This window comes from Paraburkholderia monticola (genome assembly GCF_001580545.1).
In the GTDB taxonomy this organism is placed as follows: domain Bacteria; phylum Pseudomonadota; class Gammaproteobacteria; order Burkholderiales; family Burkholderiaceae; genus Paraburkholderia; species Paraburkholderia monticola.
In genome coordinates this window covers 40,112-61,485 of record NZ_LRBG01000003.1, presented here as the reverse complement: position 1 = coordinate 61,485, position 21,374 = coordinate 40,112, and the positions used below count along the sequence as shown (strand labels likewise).

Sequence of the window (21,374 nt, the reverse complement as noted above, 5' to 3'; positions counted from 1 at the left end):
GTCGCCATGTCGGCTGCGCACAGCGCGCAGGCCGCGCCGCTGAAAATCGGCATGACCTTCCAGGAACTGAACAACCCGTACTTCGTGACGATGCAAAAAGCACTGAACGATGCGGCCGCGTCGACCGGCGCGACGGTCGTCGTGACCGACGCGCATCACGACGTCAGCAAGCAGGTCAGCGACGTCGAAGACATGCTGCAGAAGAAGATCGACATCCTGCTCGTCAATCCGACCGACTCGACCGGCATCCAGTCGGCGGTCATGTCGGCGAAGAAAGCGGGCGTCGTGGTCGTCGCGGTCGATGCGAACGCGAACGGTCCGGTCGATTCGTTCGTCGGCTCGAAGAACTACGACGCGGGCGTGATGGCTTGCGACTACCTCGCGAAGTCGATCGGCGGCAGCGGCGAAGTGGCGATTCTCGACGGCATTCCGGTCGTGCCGATTCTCGAACGCGTGCGCGGCTGCAAGGCGGCGCTCGCGAAAGCGCCGGGCGTGAAGCTCGTCGATACGCAGAACGGCAAGCAGGAACGCGCGACCGCGCTGTCGGTCACCGAGAACATGATTCAGGCGCATCCGAACCTGAAGGGCGTGTTCAGCGTCAACGACGGCGGCTCGATGGGCGCGCTCTCGGCGATCGAATCGTCGGGCAAGGACATCAAGCTGACTAGCGTCGACGGCGCGCCGGAAGCGATCGCCGCGATCCAGAAGCCGAATTCGAAATTCGTCGAGACATCCGCGCAATTCCCGGCCGACCAGGTGCGTATCGCGCTCGGCATCGCGCTCGCGAAGAAGTGGGGCGCCAATGTGCCGAAAGCGATTCCGGTCGACGTGAAGATGATCGACAAGAGCAACGCGAAGGGCTTCAGCTGGTAATCGAAGCGCAGGCCGCCGCGGATGGGACTCATGCGCGGCGGCCGCGGCAGAGGAACACACGATGGACACGATTCTGAAGCTCGACAACATCAGCAAGAGCTTTCCCGGCGTGAAGGCGCTGCAAGGCATTCACCTCGAAATCGCGCGCGGCGAGATTCACGCGCTGCTCGGCGAGAACGGCGCGGGCAAGTCGACACTGATGAAGATTCTGTGCGGCATCTATCAGCCTGACGAAGGCACGATCACACTCGACGGCGAGCCACGCCACTTCGCGAACTATCACGACGCGGTCGCGGCGGGCGTCGGTATCGTATTTCAGGAGTTCAGCCTGATTCCGTATCTGAACGCGGTGGAGAACATGTTTCTCGGCCGCGAACTGCGCAACCGCCTCGGCATGCTCGAACGCGGCAGGATGCGGCGCGCGGCGGCGCAGATTTTCGCGCGGCTCGGTGTCGCGATCGATCTGTCGGTGCCGATTCGGGAACTGTCGGTCGCGCAGCAGCAGTTCGTCGAAATCGGCAAGGCGTTGTCGCTCGACGCGCGCGTGCTGATTCTCGACGAACCGACCGCGACCCTGACGCCCGCCGAAGCCGCGCATCTGTTCACGATCATGCGCGAGCTGAAGCAGCAGGGCGTCGCGATGATCTTCATCTCGCACCACCTCGAAGAGATTTTCGAGGTGTGCGACCGCATCACGGTGCTGCGCGACGGCCAGTACGTCGGCATGACCGAGGTAGCGCAATCCGACGTGAGCCGGCTCGTGCAGATGATGGTGGGCCGCCGGATCGAAAGCAGCTTTCCGCCGAAACCTGCGCCGCGCGCGGACGCGAAGATCGTGCTCGACGTCGTGCGCTTGCAGCTGTTCAAGGAGAGCCCCGAGCTGAGCTTCACGCTGCGCGAAGGCGAGATTCTCGGTTTCGCGGGACTGGTCGGGTCGGGGCGCACCGAGACCGCGCTAGCGGTGATCGGCGCGGAGCGCGCCTACGTGAAGGAGATTCGCGTGAACGGCGCGGCCGCGAAGCTCGCCGATCCGGCCGATGCTTTGCGCGCGGGCGTCGGCATTCTGCCGGAGAGCCGCAAGACCGAAGGCCTCATAACCGACTTCTCGATCAAGCAGAACATCTCGATCAACAACCTCGGCAAGTACCGTTCGCTGCGCTTCTTTATCGACCAGCGCAGCGAAGCGCGCGCGACCGCCGACATCATGAAACGGGTCGGCGTGAAGGCCCCGACGATGCACACCGAAGTCGCGACGCTGTCGGGCGGCAATCAGCAGAAAGTCGTGATCGCGCGCTGGCTCAATCACCACACCAACATCCTGATCTTCGACGAACCGACCCGCGGCATCGACGTCGGCGCGAAGGCCGAGATCTATCTGCTGATGCGCGAACTGACCGCGCGCGGCTACTCGATCATCATGATTTCGTCCGAACTGCCGGAGATCGTCGGTATGTGCGATCGCGTCGCCGTGTTCCGGCAGGGCCGCATCGAAGCACTGCTCGAAGGCGACGCGATCGAGTCGAACGCCGTGATGACCTATGCGACCGCCGGTTCGCTCGGAGCCTCCCATGAACATGCCTAATCCTTCCTCTTCGCCCAAAACGTCTAGCGTCAGCAGCGACACGCCGGGCGCGCCGGTGCGCTTCAGCTGGGCCGGCTTGAAACGCTCGACGCTGTTCTATCCGTTCATCGGCCTGCTGGTCGTGTGCATCGTGATGGTGTTTGCGAGCGATAGCTTCCTTTCCACCGCGAACATCGAGAACGTGCTGCGTCAGGTGTCGATCAACGCGATCATCGCGGTCGGCATGACCTGCGTGATTCTCACGGGCGGCATCGATCTGTCGGTCGGCTCGGTGATGGCGCTCGCGGGCACGCTGTCGGCCGGGCTGATGGTCGCCGGCTTGAACGGGCTGGCCGCGCTTGCGGTCGGCATCGCGGTCGGTCTCGGCTTCGGCGCGGCCAACGGCTTCTTCGTCGCGTTCGCCGGCATGCCGCCGATCATCGTCACGCTCGCGACGATGGGCATCGCGCGCGGTCTCGCGCTGATCTACACAGGCGGCTATCCGATCGACGGTCTGCCCGACTGGGTCAGCTTCTTCGGCAGCGGCAAGATTCTCGGCATCCAGGCGCCGGTCGTGATCATGGCGGTGATCTATGTGATCGCGTGGGTGCTGCTCGAACGCATGCCGTTTGGCCGCTACGTGTATGCGATCGGCGGCAACGAGCAGGCGACGCGGCTGTCCGGCGTGCGTGTCGCGCGCGTGAAGCTGATCGTCTACACGCTCGCCGGCTTGACCTCCGCGTTCGCCGCGATCGTGCTGACCGCGCGCCTGATGAGCGGCCAGCCGAACGCCGGCGTCGGTTTCGAACTCGACGCGATCGCCGCCGTCGTGATGGGCGGCACGTCGATCTCCGGCGGGCGCGGCTCGATCATCGGCACGCTGATCGGTGCGCTGTTGCTCGGCGTGCTGAACAACGGCCTGAACATGGTCGGCGTGAATCCGTACGTGCAGAACGTGATCAAGGGCGGAATCATTCTGCTCGCGATCTACATCAGCCGCGACCGCAGGAAGTAACGCTCTTTTCCTCCTACCCCTCTTTTCGCAGGACCCTGCAATGACGACTCAATCCGATAAGCAGAACATGACCGCCATCGTCTGTCATGCACCGAAAGACTATCGCGTCGAACAGGTACGGAAGCCACGCGCCCGCGCGCACGAACTCGTGATCCGCATCGCCGCGTGCGGCATTTGCGCGAGCGACTGCAAATGCCATTCCGGCGCCAAGATGTTTTGGGGCGGTCCGAGCCCATGGGTCAAGGCACCGGTGATTCCGGGCCACGAGTTCTTCGGCTACGTCGAGGAACTGGGCGAAGGCGCGGCCGAGCACTTCGGCGTGCAAAAGGGCGAGCGCGTGATCGCCGAGCAGATCGTGCCGTGCGGCAAGTGCCGCTATTGCAAATCCGGTCAGTACTGGATGTGCGAAGTGCACAACATCTTCGGCTTTCAGCGCGAGGTCGCCGACGGCGGCATGGCCGAGTACATGCGCATTCCGCCGACCGCGATCGTCCACAAGATCCCCGACGGCATCTCCCTCGAAGACGCCGCGATCATCGAGCCGCTCGCCTGCGCGATTCATACGGTCAATCGCGGCGATCTGCAACTGGACGATGTCGTCGTGATCGCGGGCGCGGGGCCGCTCGGTCTGATGATGACGCAGGTCGCGCATCTGAAGACACCGAAGAAGCTCGTCGTGATCGATCTGGTCGAAGAACGGCTCGCCCTGGCGCGCGAATACGGCGCGGACGTGACGATCAATCCGAAGCAGCAGGACGCGCTCGCGATCATCCATTCATTGACAGACGGTTACGGCTGCGACGTCTATATTGAAACGACGGGCGCGCCGATCGGCGTGAACCAGGGGATGGACCTGATCCGCAAGCTCGGACGCTTCGTCGAATTCTCGGTGTTCGGTGCGGACACGACGCTCGACTGGTCGGTGATCGGCGATCGCAAGGAACTCGACGTGCGCGGCGCGCATCTTGGACCCTATTGCTATCCGATCGCGATCGATCTGCTCGCACGCGGGCTCGTGACCTCGAAGGGCATCGTCACGCACGGCTTTTCGTTGGAAGAATGGGACGAAGCGATCCGAATCGCGAACTCGCTCGATTCGATCAAGGTGCTGATGAAGCCGCGCGCGTGAACCTCGCGCGCGCCATTTCAACGGAGACTCTATGAACTACGTCGTCGGCGTCGATATCGGCACGCAGAGCACGAAGGCGCTGCTGGTCGACGAGCATGGCGCGATCGTCGCGCAGCGTGCGTCGGCTTATCAGCCTGACACGCCGAAGCCGTTGTGGGCCGAGCAGTGGCCCGCGGTGTGGTTGAAGGCGGTGGTCGAATGCGTGGCCGCGTGTGTGAGTGATGCGAAAGCGGCCGGCATCGCGGTGGGCTCGATCAAGGCGCTGTGCGTGAGCAGCTTGTACGGCGGCTCGGGCATCCCGGTCGATACCGACATGCGGCCGCTCGCGCCGTGCCTGATCTGGATGGACCGGCGCGCGACCGCGCAGGTCGACTGGGTGCGCGAGAACGTCGATCTCGAACGGCTCTATACGATCACCGGCAACGGCGTGGACAGCTATTACGGCTACACGAAGATGCTCTGGCTGCGCGAGAACGAGCCGGACGTGTGGGCGCATACGCGCTATTTCCTGCCGCCGAATGCGTACGTGATCTACCTGCTGACCGGCGAGGTCGCCGTCGATCACAGCTCGGCCGGCAATATCGGTGGCGTCTACGATATCGCGCGGCGCGACTGGTCCGACGAAGCGCTCGACATGCTCGGCATTCCCGCAACGATGATGCCGGAGCGGCTCGTCGAATCGTCGGAGGTGGTGGGCGGGCTGCTGTCGCAATGGACCGAACAGCTTGGGCTGGAGGCGGGGACGGCGGTCGTCGCGGGCGGCGTCGATGCGGCGATGGCGACGTTCGCGGCCGGTGTCACGCGCGCGGGTCAGCACGTCGCGATGATCGGCACGAGCATGTGCTGGGGCTACATCAATCAGCGTGTCGACGCGCGGCATGGCTTGATCAGCATGCCTCACGTGTTCAACGGGCAGCACGATATCTACGTGTTCGGCGGCGCGATTACCGCGGGCGCGTCGGTCACGTGGTATCGCGAGCAGTTCTGTCATGCGGAGATCGAGGCGGCGCGCGCGACGCCGCATGGCGATCCGCATCGGCTGCTCGAAGCGAGCGCCGCGCAAGTCCCGGCCGGCGCCGACGGCGTGCTGTTCCTGCCGTATCTGATGGGCGAGCGCAGCCCGGTGTGGGATGCGCAAGCGAGCGGCGCGTTCGTCGGCTTGTCGCTGTTTCATACGCGTGCGCATCTGTATCGCGCGGTGCTCGAAGGCGTGACGTTCGCGCTCAGGCACAACATCGAGGCGGGGCGCAAAGGCGCGCAATCGCTCGACGACAGGCTGATCGTGGTCGGCGGCGCCGCGCATTCGGACCTGTGGATGCAGATCATCGCCGATGTCACCGGCTATCCGGTCTACACGATCGAGCAGGATGTCGAAGCCGCGATGGGCGCCGCGCTGCTCGCCGCGCTCGGCGTCGGCCTCGTGTCGCGCGAAGCGGCGCAAGGCGGCTGGGTCACACTGGTCGAGCGCGCGCAGCCGGACGCGCAGCGCATGGCGTTATACGAGCAGCGCTTTGGCGCGTACGTGGATCTCTATCCGGCGTTGAAGCCGGTCATGCATCGCTTGCACACATCATGAACGCCACCTTCGATTTTTCCGGCCGCTCGATTCTGGTGACGGGCGCCTCCAGCGGCATCGGCCGCGCGACGGTCGAGGCGCTGTGCGCGAGTGGCGCGGCGGTCGTCGCGGCCGCGCGCAACGTCAACGAACTCGCGCGGCTCGCCGAGGAAACCGGCTGCGAGCCGTTGCGGCTCGACATCAGCGACGAAGCCGCGATCGACGAAGCGTTGGCTTCGTTCGAACCGTTCGACGGTCTGGTCAATTGCGCGGGCATCGCATTGCTCGAACGCGCGGTGGATACCACGGCCGCGAGCTTCGATCGCGTGATGGCGGTGAATACGCGCGGCGCGGTGCTGGTCGCCAAGCACGTCGCGCGCGGCATGCTCGAGGCGGGGCGCGCGGGCAGCATCGTCAATGTGTCGAGCCAGGCCGCGCTCGTCGCGCTCGACGATCATCTGAGCTATTCGGCCTCGAAGGCCGCGCTCGATGCAGTCACGCGCGCGCTGTGCATCGAGCTGGGGCCGCACGGGATTCGCGTGAACAGCGTGAACCCGACGGTCACGCTGACGCCGATGGCGGTGCTCGCGTGGAGCGATCCTGCCAAACGCGATCTCGCGTTACAGGCGATTCCGCTCAGGCGCTTCGCCGAATCCGCCGAGGTCGCCGCGCCGATTCTGTTTCTGTTGAGCGACGCGGCGTCGATGATTAGCGGGGTGTGTTTGGCGATCGATGGGGGTTATACGGCGCGGTAGGGGGCAGCTTACTGACTCAAAAGAAGACGCTTAAGCTCGTCAAGAAATGATTCGGTGGTGTGACCCCACAGCGTGGGATCGAACTGCCTGCCAAAATTTTCCTCAAAGGCCGCGTCAAGATCTCCAGCATGATCGCTCTTGAACCGGTCTATGTCGGCTACCGTTGCGGTAATCATCTCTGGCGTACATCCGCTTGCACAAGCCCGGACCAACTCTTCAATTGTGTCTCCCCAGTAGTCGAAATCTTCGTTGAAGTAGCCGCCGATCAATTGCCCCAGATCATAATATTTCTTCATGCATCAATTTCCACAAGTCAAACATCGAGCACAGCCGTGAGGATGTAGTACGGCATTCCGTTATACGTCCCGTACTTCAAGACAACCTCCACTTTACTGCTATGTACCAACCGGTCGGTCTTCCTGACCAATGCGTAACCTACTTTTCTTCCAACGTCCTTTCTCAGCGTCAAAACCCGGTTTGGTGCTTTGGTCCATTCGTGAATCTGCAAGGCATTTGCGTGCACCGTTTCTGATATGGCCCACTCTGCCTCTTCAAGATTGACGAAAGAGGAAACTACTTTCTTTCCCGGCTCCAGTCTGAGCCTCTCCCTCAACTGCGCTTCAGTCCTCCCGACATGTTTCAAAATCGTGTGACCACCAATCCTGCTACCGTCCTTCGCCTCATGCATGTACAGGTTGATCCGGCCCATCGTGACGCGCGCAGCGCGGGCCGCCCTGATCGAGCCGGCAAAGCCGAATGGCACGACGATATCGAGCGACAGGCCGATATTGTTTGCCATGTCGGGGCTCGCCTTCATCGCTTCAGCGAGTTTCGTCGTGCCCTGCTGGGTCAATGTGGCTGTGTCCTGACCCGTCCAGACCTGCCGCAGTCCCGCCGCCGCCGTGTCCGAGCCATGGACCCCAAACACGACACACCCGGCCTTGCTCGCCATCGTCGGCTCCGGCAAAACGCACAGCGCGCCCGCACCGACCATTTCCAGCACGCCGCCGACGACCTGCAACCCGCTCCAAAGCCGGTTGGAAAGCATCTCCGCCTGGTTGATCGACTGGCGGGATAGCACGGCCGCGAATTGCGGAGCACTCAATACAACCTTCACTCCTTCGGTGTTATCGGCACCGGGCATATCGAAACCCGCTTATGTTTATATGGGGTTCCGATGCTGCCTTGCTGACCATCTCTCAAGATTCGGATAGCTCCGAATTTTCCGTAGCCCGATGCACGGGTCCTGTTCTGCATCGAGCGGGAATAGCGGTGAGTATTGCGCTCGCCGTGATTCTCCGGTTGCGGGGAAGTGCCTTACACACGCCAACCGTTACAGCATCGTCCGCACGTGCCACAACTCGGGGAACAGCACGACGTCGAGCATCTTGCGCAGATACGGCGCGCCGCTCGTGCCGCCGCTGCCCTGCTTGAAGCCGATGATGCGCTCGACCGTCGTGACGTGGCGAAAGCGCCATTGGCGGAACGCGTCTTCGAGATCGACGAGTTCTTCGGCCATCTCGTACAGATCCCAATGCTCGGACGGATTGCGATACACCTCGAGCCACGCCGCTTCGACCGATGCATCGTGTTCGGTCGGCTGCGTCCAGTCGCGTTCGAGCCGCGTGGGCGAAATCGCGAAGCCGCGACGCGCGAGCAGGCGTACCACTTCGTCGTAGAACGACGGCGCTTCGAGCGATGCCTTCACTTGCGCGAACACGTCGGCGCGATGCGCGTGCGGCTTCAGCATCTGCTCGTTCTTGTTGCCGAGCAGGAATTCAATCTGCCGGTACTGATACGACTGGAAGCCCGACGAACTGCCGAGGTAAGGCCGCATCGCGGTGTATTCGGAAGGGGTCATCGTCGCGAGCACGCTCCACGCCTGCACCAGCTGCTCCATGATCCGCGACACGCGCGCGAGCATCTTGAACGCCGGCGGCAACTCGTCGCGGTGCACGGCTGCGAGCGCCGCGCGCAGTTCGTAGAGCGCGAGCTTCATCCACAGCTCGCTCGTCTGATGCTGGATGATGAACAGCATCTCGTTGTGATCCGGTGACAACGGATGCTGCGCGTCGAGCAGCGTGCCGAGCGACAGATAATCGCCGTAGCTCATCGACTCCGAGAAGTCGAGCTGCGCGTCGTGCCAGCCGGTGTCGGTCGCGCTTGCAGCCGGCGCCGCGGCGCTCCGTCCGTGCCCGAACGGGCAGCCTTGTACCACCGTTTCGTCTGGCAAGCCCGGCGTGTGCATGTGATCGGTCATTTCCGCAATCCTCAGGTAACGGCGCCGCGCGCGGCAAATTCAGGCGCCCGCCACGCCTCGCGGGCGAGCACGTCGCGCAATGTTTCGACGGCGTCCCAGACGTCGACGAAACGCGTGTACAGCGGCGTGAAGCCGAAGCGCAACACGTGCGGCTCGCGATAGTCGCCGATCACGCCGCGCGCGATCAGCGCCTGCATCACCTCATAGCCGTGCGGATGCTCGAAGCTCGCATGCGAGCCGCGCTGCGCATGCTCACGCGGCGTCACGAGCTGGAGCGGAAACTCGCTGCAACGCGTCTCGACGAGTTCGATGAACAGATCCGTCAGCGCGAGCGATTTCTCGCGCACCGCCTGCATATTCGTTTGGAGGAACACGTCGAGCCCGCATTCGACGAGCGCCATCGATACCATCGGCTGCGTGCCGCACAGGTAGCGGCCGACTCCGTTATCGGGCTGATACGACGGGTTCATCTCGAACGGCGCGCGATGCCCCCACCAGCCCGACAGCGGCTGCGCGAACTCGTTCTGGTGGCGCTTGGGCACCCACACGAACGCGGGCGAGCCCGGGCCGCCGTTCAGATACTTGTACGTGCAGCCGACCGCGTAGTCGGCGTTCACGCCGTTCAGATCGACCGGTACCGCGCCTGCCGAATGCGCGAGATCCCACAGCGCGAGCGCGCCCCTGTCGTGGATCAGTTTCGTCAGCGCGGCCATGTCGTGCATGTAGCCGGTGCGGTAGTTCACGTGCGTGATCATCGCGATCGCGGTGTCCTCGCCGATCGCGTCGGGCAGCTCGGACGGATCGTCGACGAGGCGCAGCTCGTAGCCGCGATCGAGCTGCTCGATCAGGCCCTGGGCGATATACAGATCGCTCGGGAAATTCGAGCGCTCGGAGACGATCACGCGACGCTTCGGGTCGCGCGCATTCGCGAGCCGCACCGCGGCCGACAGCAGCTTGAACAGGTTGATCGAGATCGTGTCGGTGATCACGACTTCATCTTCGGCCGCGCCGATCAGCGGCGCGAGCTTGTTGCCGAGGCGGCGGGGCAGCGCGAACCAGCCCGCGTTGTTCCAACTGCGGATCAGCCCTTCGCCCCATTCGGCGGCGATCACGGTCTGCGCGCGCTGCGCGGCGGCGGCCGGCGGCACGCCGAGCGAGTTGCCGTCGAGATAGATGGTGGTCGGCGACAGCGCGAACTGGTCGCGCAACGCTGCGAGCGGATCGGCGCTGTCGAGCGCCACGGCTTCGTCACGATGGTTCATGGTGGGTTCGATGGGTTGGGAGCTCAGGTGCTCAGTTGCACAGTTGCTCAGGTGGTCGGAGGGCTCGCTTCGCGCGGGCCGGGCAGTGCGCGCAGCACCGCGCGCACCGGGCTCGCATCGAGCGTGGTCAGCTTCAGCGGCAGCGCGATCAGCTCGTAGTCGCCAGGCTCGACCGCGTCGAGCACGATGCCTTCGAGAATCGCCATGCGATGGGCGCGAATCCGGTGATGCGCGTCCATCGTCTTCGAGTCCTGCGGATCGAGCGACGGCGTGTCGATGCCGATCAGCTTCACGCCGCGCGCGGCGAGCAGATCGACGGTCTCGGGTGCGACCGCGCAGAACGCGCTATCCCACTCGCGGGTCGGCGCATTTCTGTAAGTGCGAAGTAAGACTCGCGGCGGCAGATCGTCGAGCGAGCCGGTCAGGTGTTGTGGCGTCACAACAGGCGATGCGCCGACGCAGTGAATCACCCGGCATAAACCGAGATACGCGTCGAGCGGCACATCGCCGATTGCGGCGCCGTCGGCGTCGTAATGCAGCGGCGCGTCGGTGTGCGCGCCGGTGTGCGGCGAGAGCGTCAGACGCGCGACGTTGACCGGCGAGCCAGCCTCCATGCGCCAGACGCGCTCGATGCCGACCGGCGTATCGCCCGGCCAGACGGGCGTGGCGGTGTCGACGGCGGGGGTGATGTCCCAAAGTGATCGCATGGCGGTTTCGACGGAAGCTGACTATCTCTGAATGATAGAGGTCAAGCCGCGAAATGTGATTGCGAAAAAATCTCCTTCTTTGCCGTGTCTTGGAACATAATTTGATTCAAACGTGAAAGGGAGACCGAATATGAACGCGATCTCGCTCGACGCCACCGATTGCCGTATCTTGACGGTGCTTCAGCAGGAAGGACGGATCAGCAATCTCGACCTCGCGGAGCGCATCTCGCTCTCGCCATCGGCCTGTCTGCGACGGCTGCGCCTGCTGGAGGAGCAGGGCGTCATCGAACACTATCGCGCGTGCCTGAACCGCGAAGTACTCGGGTTCGAGCTGGAAGCATTCGTGCAGGTATCGATGCGCAACGACCAGCAGAACTGGCACGAGACCTTTGCCGAAGCGCTACGCGACTGGCCCGAAGTGGTCGGCGCGTTCGTCGTGACCGGCGAGACCCACTACCTGCTGCGCGTGCTCGCGCACAACCTCAAACACTATTCGGATTTCGTGCTCAATCGCCTGTACAAGGCGCCGGGCGTGATGGACATCCGCTCGAACATCGTGCTCGAGACGCTGAAGGAAGATTCGGGCGTGCCGGTGTCGCTCGTGAAGAAAAGTAGCGGGCACGGGGCGACGCATAGCGAGCGCTGAAGGTGACGAGGGCGGGGGCGTGCCGCATTCGCCCCGCCTGATTGACCGACTCTAAAGACGCGCCGCGCCGCTCAAAGCGACTTGAGGCCGTGGAACTGGCCGCTCTGGAACACCAGCGGCAGCATGTCCGCGGCATTTTCATGCACGCCGCAGCGCTCCACTTCGCCGACGAAAATCACGTGGTCGCCTTCCTCGTAGCGGCTGCGGTTATGGCATTCGAACCACGCGAGCGCGCCGTCGAGCACCGGCATGCCGGTGTCGCCCGCCGCGTGCGATACGCCTTCGAAGCGGTCGCCCTTCACGGTCGCGAAGCGCTTGCACAGATCGAGCTGCGACGCGGCCAGCACGTTGATCACGTAGTGACTGTTGCTGCGGAACACCGGCATCGATGCCGAGCGCGTCGCGAGACTCCACAGCACGAGCGGTGGATCGAGCGATACCGAGTTGAACGAGCTGGCCGTGATGCCGATCAACTGGCCTGACGCGGCGCGCGTCGTGATCACGGTGACGCCGGTCGCGAACTGGCTGAGCGCCTGTTTGAAGGCGCCCTGATCGAAGTTGGGGGGGCTCGCGCGCTTCATCGGGACGAGGTCCCCGGCGCGCGCCGTGTGAAGAATGGGCTAAAGCGCAAATAAGAGCGCAAATAAAGACATAGACCCGCGTGGCGGGAAGCGGATGTTTCGAAAGTCATAGTGAAAATCGTCGATTTCCACCGATTTTAACTGCAATCGCCGCGCGCGCCGCACCGCGATGCGTGCCGTGAGTGGTGCGGCGCCGGCGCGCTCACAGGTCGAGCACGAGCCGGCCGCCGTTTTTCGCGCCGGACACGCAGATCATCATGCTCCGGCCCGCCGTTTTTTCCGCTTCGCTGAGCACGCAATCGCGATGTTCGGGCTCGCCGTCGAGCACGGTGGTCTCGCACGCCCCGCAGATGCCTTCGCCGCAGCTGTAGTCGCAGTTCACGCCGGCCGCGAGCAGCATGTCGAGCAGGCGCTGGTCGTCCGGCACCTCGATCGTGCGGTCGCTGCGCTTCAGATACACGACGTAGCCGCTCGTCGGCACATGCGTGAGCGCCGGATCGGCGGCGAAACGCTCGACATGCGCGTTCGCGATGCCGCTCGCCGCGCACCCGGCTTCGAACGCGGCGAGCATCGGCAGCGGGCCGCAGCAGTACGCGTGCACGTGCTTGGGCTGCGCGGCGAGGAACGTCGCGAGATCGAACGGCTGGCCGCCGTGTTCGTCGTCGAACCACAGCTCGATATCGCCGCCGAGCGCCGCGAACTCGTCGAGAAACGCCGCCTGTCGGCGCGAGCGCGCGCAATAGACCACCCGCGCGGCTTTGCCTCGCGCGCGCAACTGCCGGTACATGCAGAGGATCGGCGTCACGCCGATGCCGCCGGCGATCAGCACGCTGTCTTCGGCATCCGCTGCGAGCTCGAAGTTATTGCGCGGCGCGCTGATCGGCAGCACCGTCGCGCAGCGCAGGCTTTCGTGCACGTAGCGCGAGCCGCCGCGGCTGTTCGGATCGCACAGCACGCCGAGCACGTAGCGATCGACCTCGTCGGTCGAATTGAGCAGCGAATAGCTGCGCGTGAGGCCGTTCGGCAGATGCAGATTCACGTGCGAGCCCGCGCTGAAGGCGGGAAAATGCGCGCCGTCGACGGGCACGAGTTCGATGCTCAGCACGCCTTCGGCTTCGTGACGCAGCGTGCGCACGCGGGCTTGCAGCAGGGGGGAATGCGTCATGGCGGTTTAGCGGCTCGCCGATTGGTCAGTGGATTCGACGCGGGCGGGGTCGTTCGTCGCCGCGTTGGCCGACGCGCCATGCACGATAAAAAACTTCGCGCGCTGCGTTTTCTGCCCGATGGCCTGTTCGTAATCGGCGCGTACCTGTTCCGGTTGTCCCGCCTGCCCGATGAAGTCGCGCAGATACGGTCCGAGCAGCGGATGCCGATCGAGCTCCGCGCGCGGCAGGCCGTCGATCATCTCGTCACGGCACGCGGACGGCAACGGTACGTCGTGGTTGGCCGCCGGGTCGCGAATCAGGCCCTTCGGTTCGGCGCCGGCCGCAACCGCGTCGAGTTCGTCGAAGAAGCGCTTGCGCAGCATCACGATGCCGCGGTCGCTGGCACCGAGCGTTTCCTTCGTGCGATCGGTGATGCGCCCCTGGCCGACCCACGCGGCGAAATCCTGATTCGCGACGTGGCTCGTGATCCAGGCGCCGTTCTCGTCGTAGAGCGGCCCATACCAGGACGGAATGCGCTGCTGCACGTACGGCTCCTGCTCGCGCGGCACGCGGCTGAACACCCACAGCACGCTCAGCGTGTTCTCGTCGTCGATCGGTACGCGCCATTCGAAGTGGTGACCGAGATAGAACGCGTTCGGCCACAGCGTGACGCGCCCGACGGTCCACATCGGATTCTGCTCGGTCTCCGACGCGCGCAGCCGCTTGTAGACGAAGCCATGCTCGAACTCTTCGTACTGTGTCTTCAGATGCGTGGGCACGTACTCGGCGTGGCTGTCGTGCTGACGCGCGGTCCAGTTGTTGTGGGTCCACTCGAAGTGAATCGGATCGATCGAATTTTCCTGGCACTGGAACCAGTTGCATGGCAGTTCGGCAAAAACTGCCTGCGCGAAGCCGTTCCTGAAATTGAACAGCTCCCAGTCGGGCAGCTCGGGCGCCGGCGCGGGTCCCATGTACGCCCACAGCATGCCGGCCTTCTCGCGCACTTCGTAGGCCTTGACCGTGGTCTTCTTGCGCAGGCGCGCGTCGGCATCGACGATCTCCTCGAAGGGCTGATGCAGGCACGCTCCGTTCGAGCCGAACTCCCAGCCGTGATACGCGCAGCGCAGACCGTCCTGTTCGACGAAGCCAAACGCCAGATCGGCATTGCGGTGCGGGCAGCGTCGCTGGATCAGCCCGTACTGGCCGGACAGGCTTTTGAACAGCACGAGGTCTTCGCCGAACAGGCGAATCGGCCGCACCGCCTTGTCGTCGAATTCGCTCGCGCCGGCGACCGGATGCCAGTAGCGGCGTAGATATTCGCCCATCGGCGTGCCCGGTCCCACCTGGGTCAGCAACTGATTCTTTTCCGCGCTCAACACGTCTGTTCTCCTCCTGGCATCGATCTGATACGTGCAATCCCTGGACTGCATTCTTGGCCGAAGCCGGTGGCCGAACAACTTCCGCGGCCACCAGAAAAGTTGCCGATCGTCCTGGATTGATGCGCGGGTACGGGGCATGCTGAAGTGATGCAGGGTTATTCACCCATCGTGCGCCGGCGTTTCTATACTCGATATCGGTACCGCCGGATTTGCCGCAATGGCGCGATCTGTTCCGCTGCGCAATCGCACGAGGGGGTGCCTTTCAGGACGCGTTTTCGGCCATATATTCGATTGCGGTGGCAGACCCGGCGGCGTGACACAGGCCGACGGGTTGCCGATTATTTGTGATTCTGATTCTGGGGTGAAGCTTATGAACGAGACGGCAACGCTTGGCGGTGGATGTTTCTGGTGCCTCGAAGCGGTGTATCTGGGCGTCGAGGGCGTCAATGCGGTGGAGTCGGGTTATGCGGGCGGTCACACGCGCCATCCGAGCTACGAGCAGGTCTGCGACGGCGACACCGGTCACGCGGAAGTGGTCAAGGTCGACTTCGATCCGGCGAAGATCAGTTATCGCGAGATTCTCGACATCTTCTTCGCGATCCACGATCCGACCCAGTTGAACCGGCAGGGCAACGACGTCGGCACGCAATACCGCTCGGCGATCTTCACGCATTCCGACGCGCAGCGCGAAACCGCGCTGCAGGCGATTCGCGAGATCGGCGAACAGCGCATCTACGACGGCAAGATCGTCACCGAGGTGCTGCCGCTCGGCGACAACTACTGGGCCGCCGAGGCGTATCACCAGAACTACTTCGCGCAGCATCCGAATCAGGGCTACTGCTCGTTCGTGGTCGCGCCGAAGGTCGCGAAATTCCGCCAGAAGTTCGCGCATCGGATCAAGGCCGGTTGACGGCGGGGCGGCCTGAGTGGTTTCGGCAGCGGGCGGATCAACAAGGCTGCCCGCTGTCGGTTATTGCAACGGTTCCTGTGCTGCTAATGACATGCCGCCACCCTCATTGCCGTCGTCCGCGCGTTCCTGCGTGACCCGCACGCACGCCTCCACGATCGCTTCGGCCAGCTTCACGCAGCTGAGCGGCGCCGATCCTTCCGCCTTGTTGTTGACCGCGATCACGACCGGCTGGCCGGCCAGCGCGTAGCGCGCGGCCAGTTCGGCGAGCGACGCGCGCGTCGCCGGATCTTCGTCGACGAGCCGATCGAACGGCTCGTATTTCGCCTTCGCCTGTTCGTACTTGAAGCCGCCGTGCAGACTCCAGCGCACGATCAGCGGGCCGGCCGGCTCGCCGTCGAGCAGCGCGAGCGCCGCGGCCTGGCGCAGCGGATCGGGCATCCGCGCATGAATGCCGACGCAGTAGCGCACGCCCGCCGTCTTCAGCATACGGATGAAGCGCGGCGTGAGCAGACTCGCGTCGCGAATCTCGACCGCGTAGCAACTGCCGTCGGGCAGTCCGGGCAGCGCGTGGAAAAACTCCCCGAGACGCTCGATGAACACCGCCGGCTGCGCGAGCATCTGATCCGGCAGCGGCGAGAACTGGAACACGAGCGCGCCGGCCTTGGCGCCGAGGCCTTCGAGACAGGGCGTGACGAAATCGTCGATCGCCATCTGCGCGTTCAGGAAGCACGGGTTCAGCGAGACCGGCTCGCCGCGCTCGGCGCGCACGGTGGCGTCGGTGATCGTCATCGGCGCCTTGACGATGAAGCGGAAGTGCTCAGGCACCTGCTGCGCGTAGCGCAGGTATTCGGTGACCGTCAGCGCCTGATAGAACGAGCGGTCGATGCTGACCGTCTTCAGCAGCGGATGCGCGCCGTACGCGCTCAAACCTTCGCGCGACAGCTTGCTGTTGCTGTAGTCGTCGCCGTAGACGATGCCGGTCCAGCCCGGGAACGACCACGTCGACGTGCCGAGGTGGATCTGCGGCGGCATTTGCGCCGCGAGCGCGAGCAGTTCGGGCGATGCCGGCGCGGCGACTACGTCGCGGCCGCGGCGTTTTTTCGGGGCGGCGGTCGGGACGGGAGGTGCGTCCGGTTCAGGCGTGGGGCTGTCCGGCGTGGCGTCGTCTTCGAACAGCGACGCAGCGGTGTCGGCTTTTGCGGTCTGTGGCGTGCGCTTGCGCTCTGGCTGCGCGGGAGCGCTTGCGCTTGCGCCGGAATCGGCTTCACTTGTGGACGCGGCCGGCGTTTCCATCGCTGCCTGCACGGGCATCCCGAACAGATCGAACTGCTGCAAGACCTCATGCGCCGCGCCGTCCGGCGGGCCACCGCTTTTGCCTTCGTTGCCGTTCAACGGCTCTTCAACGTCACGCGTCCCGCTATGGTCCATCGATGTCCGGCCTGCTGTTGATCAGAATTGCGCCGCGGTATCCGCTCATGCACGCCGCCGCGGCGCAACCGGTTACAGCCGGGTCACAGCGGTTTTTCGTACATATAGCGGCGCGACCACGGCAGGGTTGTCGCGCTGCGGCCGGCTTTGCGGCACACCACCTGGAAGATCGACACGTCGTCGTTTTCGAACGCATACGCGCAGCCGGCCAGATAGACGCGCCAGATGCGGAATTTTTCGTCGTCGACGAGCTTGCGGGCTTCGTCCGCATGGGCTTCGAAATTCTCCGCCCAGATGTCGAGCGTGTGCGCATAGTGACGGCGCAGGCTTTCGACGTCAACCGGTTCGAGCCCGCCGCGCTGCATCGCTTCGAGCGCGAGGCCGATGTGCGGCAGCTCGCCGTCCGGGAACACGAAACGGTCGATGAACTCGCCGCCGCCGAGCGCGGTTTCGCCGCTATCGGCGTCGCTCGACGTGATGCCGTGGTTCATCGCGATGCCGTCGTCGGCGAGCAGATCATGAATTTTCTGGAAATAGCCGGGCAGGTTCTTGCGGCCGACGTGCTCAAACATGCCGACGCTCGTGATGCGATCGAACTGCCCCGGGATGTCGCGATAGTCCTGCAAGCGGATTTCGATCTGTTTCTCGAGGCCCGCCGCTTTCACGCGTGCGGTGGCGAGATCGAACTGGTTCTGCGACAGCGTGACGCCCACGCACTGCGCACCGAACTTCTGCGCGGCGCGCAGCACGAGCGCACCCCAGCCACAGCCGATGTCGAGCAGACGCTGCCCCGGCTGCACCTGGATTTTGGTCAGAATGTGATCGATTTTCTTCAGCTGCGCGGTCGCGAGGTCTTCGGTGCCGGTCTCGAAGTACGCGCACGAGTAAACCATGTTCTCGTCGAGCCACAGCTTGTAGAACTCGTTCGAGACGTCGTAGTGATACTGGACCGCTTTTTTGTCCGAGTTCTTCGAGTGATGGAAGTAGCGACGCACGCGCGCGAGCTTGCTGGCGCTCGTCACGGTGCTGCGAGCAAGCTGGTAGCTGATATTGATGATGTCCGACAGCTTGCCTTCAATGTCGATCTTGCCTTTCACATAGGCTTCACCGAGATTGTCGAGGCTAGGTTCGAGCAGATAGGGCAGCGCGGTTGCGCTCTTCACGTGTAGCGTGACCTGGGGCGCGGCGAACTGCCCGAAGTCGTGTTGCTGACCATCCCACAGCACGAGGCGTGCGGGAACGTTGGCTTTGGCTTTGACATCTTCAACCCACTGCGCCAGCTTTTTCTCCCAGAACATGTGATCTCTCCGTGTTCGTTGATTGAAAGCAAAGCTTGTGTGGATTGCGACAGGGCGCAGCGCACTCCTTGGGCCGCGCAACGCAATCCCGCCGTTGCGCCGCTACGTTGGCAGCGCACCGGCGTCATTCGTCGGTTAGGGCGACAGGCGCGCGATCTGCCAGTTGGCGCTTTCCTGGGCGCGCGTAAACAGCAGCCGGTCGTGCAGCCGCGACGGCCGCCCCTGCCAGAATTCGATCGCGTCGGGCACCAGACGGTAGCCACCCCAGTGCGGCGGACGCGGAGGATTGTCGCCATATTGCAGGCTGATTTCGCGTTCGCGTACTTCGAGCTGCGAACGGCTTTCAATCAGCTGACTCTGGTTCGATGCCCATGCGCCGATGCGTGAGCCGAGTGGACGCGAAACGAAATACGCATCGCTGTCTTCTGCACTCGTTTTGAGCACGCGGCCCTCGATACGCACCTGGCGCTCCAGTTCGATCCAGTGAAACAGCAGGCTCGCGTAGGGGTTCGCGCCCAACTCGCGGCCCTTGCGGCTCTCGTAGTTGGTGAAGAACACGAAACCGCGCTCGTCGACGGCCTTGATGAGCACGATGCGTGCCGAGGGCCGGCCGCGCGCGTCGACGGTGGCGAGGGTCATGGCATTCGGTTCGGGCAGCTTGGCGTCGATTGCCTGCTGAAACCACGTGTCGAATTGACGGAACGGATCGTGGTTGACGTCGGCAACGTCGAGCGAGCCCAGCGAATAGTTTTTACGAAGCTCGGCGAGTGAGATCATGTTGTTATGCGAACGCTACAGTGAATCAAGTATAGCCAAGGCGCCGTTTTTTTGCCCGCGAGCGGATCAAGGTTGCGTCGCTGCTCGGGACCCTGCGCGGCGGCTTTCACGTGTTCAGGCAAAATACGGGCTGCGTGCGTTTGGCGCTGCCAAAGCGCCGCCGCTTTCTCCGTTCCGCCTGTGTTTTCGAGCCTTCATCATGTCCAGCACCACCGCGCAATCCGATCTTACTACCAGCCTCGACGCCAATGAAACCGCCGACCGCGCGCGCCGTTTCGGCGGCATCGCCCGTCTGTACGGGGCGCCAGCGCTCGCCGCGTTCGAGGGCGCGCATGTCGCGGTGATCGGCATCGGCGGCGTGGGGTCGTGGGTCGCGGAGGCGCTGGCGCGTAGCGCGGTCGGTACGCTCACGCTGATCGATCTCGACAACGTCGCGGAGAGCAACACTAACCGGCAGATTCACGCGCTCGACGGCAACTACGGAAAACCGAAGGTCGAGGCGATGGCCGAGCGCGTCGCGGCGATCAATCCGTATTGCGACGTGCGGCTGATCGAAGACTTCGTCGAGCCGGACAATTTCGCGGCGACGCTCGGCGGTGGCTTCGACTATGTGATCGACGCGATCGACAGCGTGCGCACGAAGACCGCGCTGATCGCGTGGTGCGTCGAGCGTGGCCAGCGGCTGATCACGGTCGGCGGCGCGGGCGGTCAGCTCGACCCGACGCGCATCCGCATCGACGATCTCGCGCTGACGATCCAGGATCCGCTGCTCTCGAAGGTGCGTGGCCAGTTGCGCAAACAGCATGGCTTTCCGCGCGGGCCGAAGGCGAAATTCAAGGTGAGCGCCGTCTATTCGGACGAGCCGTTGATCTATCCGGAAGCGGCGGTGTGCGATATCGACGAGCAGGCCGAGCACGTGAGCACGTCGCCGGGACGTACCGGGCCGGTCGGCTTGAATTGCGCGGGGTTCGGGTCGAGCGTGTGCGTGACCGCGAGCTTTGGTTTTGCGGCGGCCGCGTATGTGTTGCGGGAGTTGGCGAAACGGGCCGTGGCTTAGTTGCCAGCTTAGTTGCCAGCCTGGTTGCCAGCCTGGTTGCCAGCCTGGTTGCCAGCGTGGGTGCGGACCGTTCAACCCGCACCCGACTCGCTGCTACGCGAAATACTTCGAACGATCAGTACAACGACGCGCTCAGCTTGCGCCGCCACTGCGACACCAGCTCCGGCTGATGCGCGGCCAGATCGAACACCGACAACATCGTCTTGCGGCCGATATCGTCGCGAAACGCGCGGTCGCGCTGCACGATCGCGAGCAGATGTTCGAGCGCCTGCGCATATTTGCGTCGCGCGATAAACGCACTCGCGAGATCGAAGCGTGCTTCGAGATCGTCGGGGTTGCCGGCGACGCGCGCTTCGAGCGCATCGGTGGGCGGCAGGTCCGCGGCGGCGTCCACCGCGTCGAGCCGCGTCTTGATCGCGTTGAAGCGCGCGTCGATGCCTTGGGTGGTTTTCGGCGACAGCAGATCGACTTCGCTGCGTGCCTCGTCGATGCGATTGTCTTCGAGCAGCAGCTCGATGCGGTCCATGCGCGCGTCGTCGAAGCCCGGGTCGTACGCGAGCGCCGCTTGCAGCAGGTCGTACGCGTCGTCGCGACGGCCTTCGGCGAGCGCCGTTTGCGCTTCGATGCGCGCTGCCGGCGCGCCTTGCGGCACCAGGCGGTCGAGGAACTCGCGCAGCTGGCCTTCCGTCAGCACGCCGACGAACTGATCGACCGCCTGGCCGTCGGCGAACGCGATCACGTGCGGAATGCTGCGCACCTGGAAGTGCGCGGCCAGTTCGTGGTTCTCGTCCACGTTGACCTTGACGAGCTTCCATTTGCCGGCGGCTTCGGCTTCGAGCTTTTCGAGCATCGGGCCGAGACTCTTGCAGGGGCCGCACCATGGCGCCCAGAAATCGACCAGCACGGGGGCCAGCATCGACGCCTTGATGACGTCCTGTTCGAAAGTGGCCAGAGTGGTGTCCATTACTTCCTCGTCGATAGAAACGGTTTGTGGCTACATGCGGCCGAATCGCGCGAATTCAATGGCGAGCCGCGC

General features: G+C 64.1%; 21 protein-coding genes. 9 read left to right on the top strand and 12 right to left on the bottom strand.

Going from position 1 to position 21,374, the window contains the following annotated elements; translation table 11 throughout:
* Positions 1–6: 6 nt before the first annotated feature.
* From CI15_RS03665 to CI15_RS03640, 6 genes are all read left to right on the top strand, one after another.
* Complete coding sequence (locus CI15_RS03665; protein WP_420915847.1) at positions 7–873, top strand: substrate-binding domain-containing protein; 867 nt, start codon at positions 7–9, stop codon at positions 871–873.
* A 61-nt stretch (positions 874–934) separates the two neighbouring features.
* Positions 935–2,455: a sugar ABC transporter ATP-binding protein gene (locus tag CI15_RS03660; RefSeq protein WP_062124405.1), complete on the top strand. Its 1,521-nt coding sequence runs from the start codon at positions 935–937 to the stop codon at positions 2,453–2,455.
* Positions 2,442–3,449 (top strand): ABC transporter permease, encoded by a 1,008-nt coding sequence (locus CI15_RS03655; RefSeq protein ID WP_062124403.1) that lies wholly within the window; start codon positions 2,442–2,444, stop codon positions 3,447–3,449. The genes CI15_RS03660 and CI15_RS03655 overlap by 14 nt, the downstream gene beginning before the upstream one ends.
* A gap of 40 nt (positions 3,450–3,489) precedes the next feature.
* Positions 3,490–4,578 (top strand): alcohol dehydrogenase catalytic domain-containing protein, encoded by a 1,089-nt coding sequence (locus CI15_RS03650; protein ID WP_062124401.1) that lies wholly within the window; start codon positions 3,490–3,492, stop codon positions 4,576–4,578.
* A gap of 31 nt (positions 4,579–4,609) precedes the next feature.
* A complete protein-coding gene (locus tag CI15_RS03645) occupies positions 4,610–6,154 on the top strand; it encodes an FGGY-family carbohydrate kinase (protein ID WP_062124399.1) in 1,545 nt (514 codons plus the stop codon).
* Positions 6,151–6,888, top strand: a complete 738-nt coding sequence (locus CI15_RS03640; protein ID WP_062124397.1) for an SDR family oxidoreductase — start codon at positions 6,151–6,153, stop codon at positions 6,886–6,888. The genes CI15_RS03645 and CI15_RS03640 overlap by 4 nt, the downstream gene beginning before the upstream one ends.
* 8 nt (positions 6,889–6,896) lie before the next feature.
* Here the strand turns inward: CI15_RS03640 and CI15_RS03635 are convergent, their stop codons facing one another.
* The 5 genes from CI15_RS03635 to kynB form a co-directional block, all read right to left on the bottom strand.
* Positions 6,897–7,184, bottom strand: coding sequence for a contact-dependent growth inhibition system immunity protein (locus CI15_RS03635; RefSeq protein ID WP_062124395.1), 288 nt, complete (start codon positions 7,182–7,184; stop codon positions 6,897–6,899).
* Between the two features lie 17 nt (positions 7,185–7,201).
* Positions 7,202–8,032 (bottom strand): RNase A-like domain-containing protein, encoded by an 831-nt coding sequence (locus CI15_RS03630; protein ID WP_062124393.1) that lies wholly within the window; start codon positions 8,030–8,032, stop codon positions 7,202–7,204.
* Positions 8,033–8,221: 189 nt separating this feature from the next.
* Positions 8,222–9,148 (bottom strand): tryptophan 2,3-dioxygenase, encoded by a 927-nt coding sequence (gene kynA, locus CI15_RS03625; protein ID WP_062124390.1) that lies wholly within the window; start codon positions 9,146–9,148, stop codon positions 8,222–8,224.
* A gap of 11 nt (positions 9,149–9,159) precedes the next feature.
* Entirely contained in the window at positions 9,160–10,410 is a 1,251-nt protein-coding gene (kynU, locus tag CI15_RS03620) for a kynureninase (RefSeq protein WP_062124388.1), read from the bottom strand.
* A gap of 47 nt (positions 10,411–10,457) precedes the next feature.
* Positions 10,458–11,117: an arylformamidase gene (kynB, locus tag CI15_RS03615; protein WP_062124386.1), complete on the bottom strand. Its 660-nt coding sequence runs from the start codon at positions 11,115–11,117 to the stop codon at positions 10,458–10,460.
* Between the two features lie 130 nt (positions 11,118–11,247).
* Here kynB and CI15_RS03610 point away from each other — a divergent pair, with 130 nt between their 5' ends.
* A complete protein-coding gene (locus CI15_RS03610) occupies positions 11,248–11,763 on the top strand; it encodes an Lrp/AsnC family transcriptional regulator (RefSeq protein WP_062124385.1) in 516 nt (171 codons plus the stop codon).
* Positions 11,764–11,834: 71 nt separating this feature from the next.
* Here the strand turns inward: CI15_RS03610 and CI15_RS03605 are convergent, their stop codons facing one another.
* The 3 genes from CI15_RS03605 to CI15_RS03595 all read right to left on the bottom strand — a co-directional run bounded on the left by CI15_RS03605 (position 11,835) and on the right by CI15_RS03595 (position 14,868).
* A complete protein-coding gene (locus tag CI15_RS03605) occupies positions 11,835–12,344 on the bottom strand; it encodes a flavin reductase family protein (protein ID WP_062124382.1) in 510 nt (169 codons plus the stop codon).
* Positions 12,345–12,546: 202 nt separating this feature from the next.
* A complete protein-coding gene (locus CI15_RS03600; protein WP_062124381.1) occupies positions 12,547–13,509 on the bottom strand; it encodes a PDR/VanB family oxidoreductase in 963 nt (320 codons plus the stop codon).
* A gap of 6 nt (positions 13,510–13,515) precedes the next feature.
* A complete protein-coding gene (locus CI15_RS03595; RefSeq protein WP_062124379.1) occupies positions 13,516–14,868 on the bottom strand; it encodes an aromatic ring-hydroxylating oxygenase subunit alpha in 1,353 nt (450 codons plus the stop codon).
* A gap of 370 nt (positions 14,869–15,238) precedes the next feature.
* Here CI15_RS03595 and msrA point away from each other — a divergent pair, with 370 nt between their 5' ends.
* Positions 15,239–15,778, top strand: coding sequence for a peptide-methionine (S)-S-oxide reductase MsrA (gene msrA, locus CI15_RS03590; protein ID WP_062124377.1), 540 nt, complete (start codon positions 15,239–15,241; stop codon positions 15,776–15,778).
* 60 nt (positions 15,779–15,838) lie between these two features.
* Here msrA and CI15_RS03585 read toward each other — a convergent pair whose 3' ends face one another.
* The 3 genes from CI15_RS03585 to pdxH form a co-directional block, all read right to left on the bottom strand.
* Positions 15,839–17,206, bottom strand: coding sequence for a DUF72 domain-containing protein (locus tag CI15_RS03585; protein ID WP_062124375.1), 1,368 nt, complete (start codon positions 17,204–17,206; stop codon positions 15,839–15,841).
* An 83-nt stretch (positions 17,207–17,289) separates the two neighbouring features.
* On the bottom strand, positions 17,290–18,504 hold the full coding sequence (locus tag CI15_RS03580; RefSeq protein ID WP_062124373.1) for an SAM-dependent methyltransferase: 1,215 nt from the start codon (positions 18,502–18,504) through the stop codon (positions 17,290–17,292).
* A 135-nt stretch (positions 18,505–18,639) separates the two neighbouring features.
* Positions 18,640–19,281: a pyridoxamine 5'-phosphate oxidase gene (gene pdxH, locus CI15_RS03575; protein ID WP_062124371.1), complete on the bottom strand. Its 642-nt coding sequence runs from the start codon at positions 19,279–19,281 to the stop codon at positions 18,640–18,642.
* A 199-nt stretch (positions 19,282–19,480) separates the two neighbouring features.
* Here pdxH and CI15_RS03570 point away from each other — a divergent pair, with 199 nt between their 5' ends.
* Complete coding sequence (locus CI15_RS03570; RefSeq protein ID WP_062124369.1) at positions 19,481–20,338, top strand: tRNA threonylcarbamoyladenosine dehydratase; 858 nt, start codon at positions 19,481–19,483, stop codon at positions 20,336–20,338.
* 115 nt (positions 20,339–20,453) lie between these two features.
* Here the strand turns inward: CI15_RS03570 and trxA are convergent, their stop codons facing one another.
* Positions 20,454–21,302 carry a thioredoxin gene (gene trxA / locus CI15_RS03565; protein ID WP_062124367.1) on the bottom strand — a complete coding sequence of 283 codons (849 nt, stop codon included), beginning with the start codon at positions 21,300–21,302 and terminating at the stop codon, positions 20,454–20,456.
* Between the last annotated feature and the right edge of the window lie 72 nt (positions 21,303–21,374).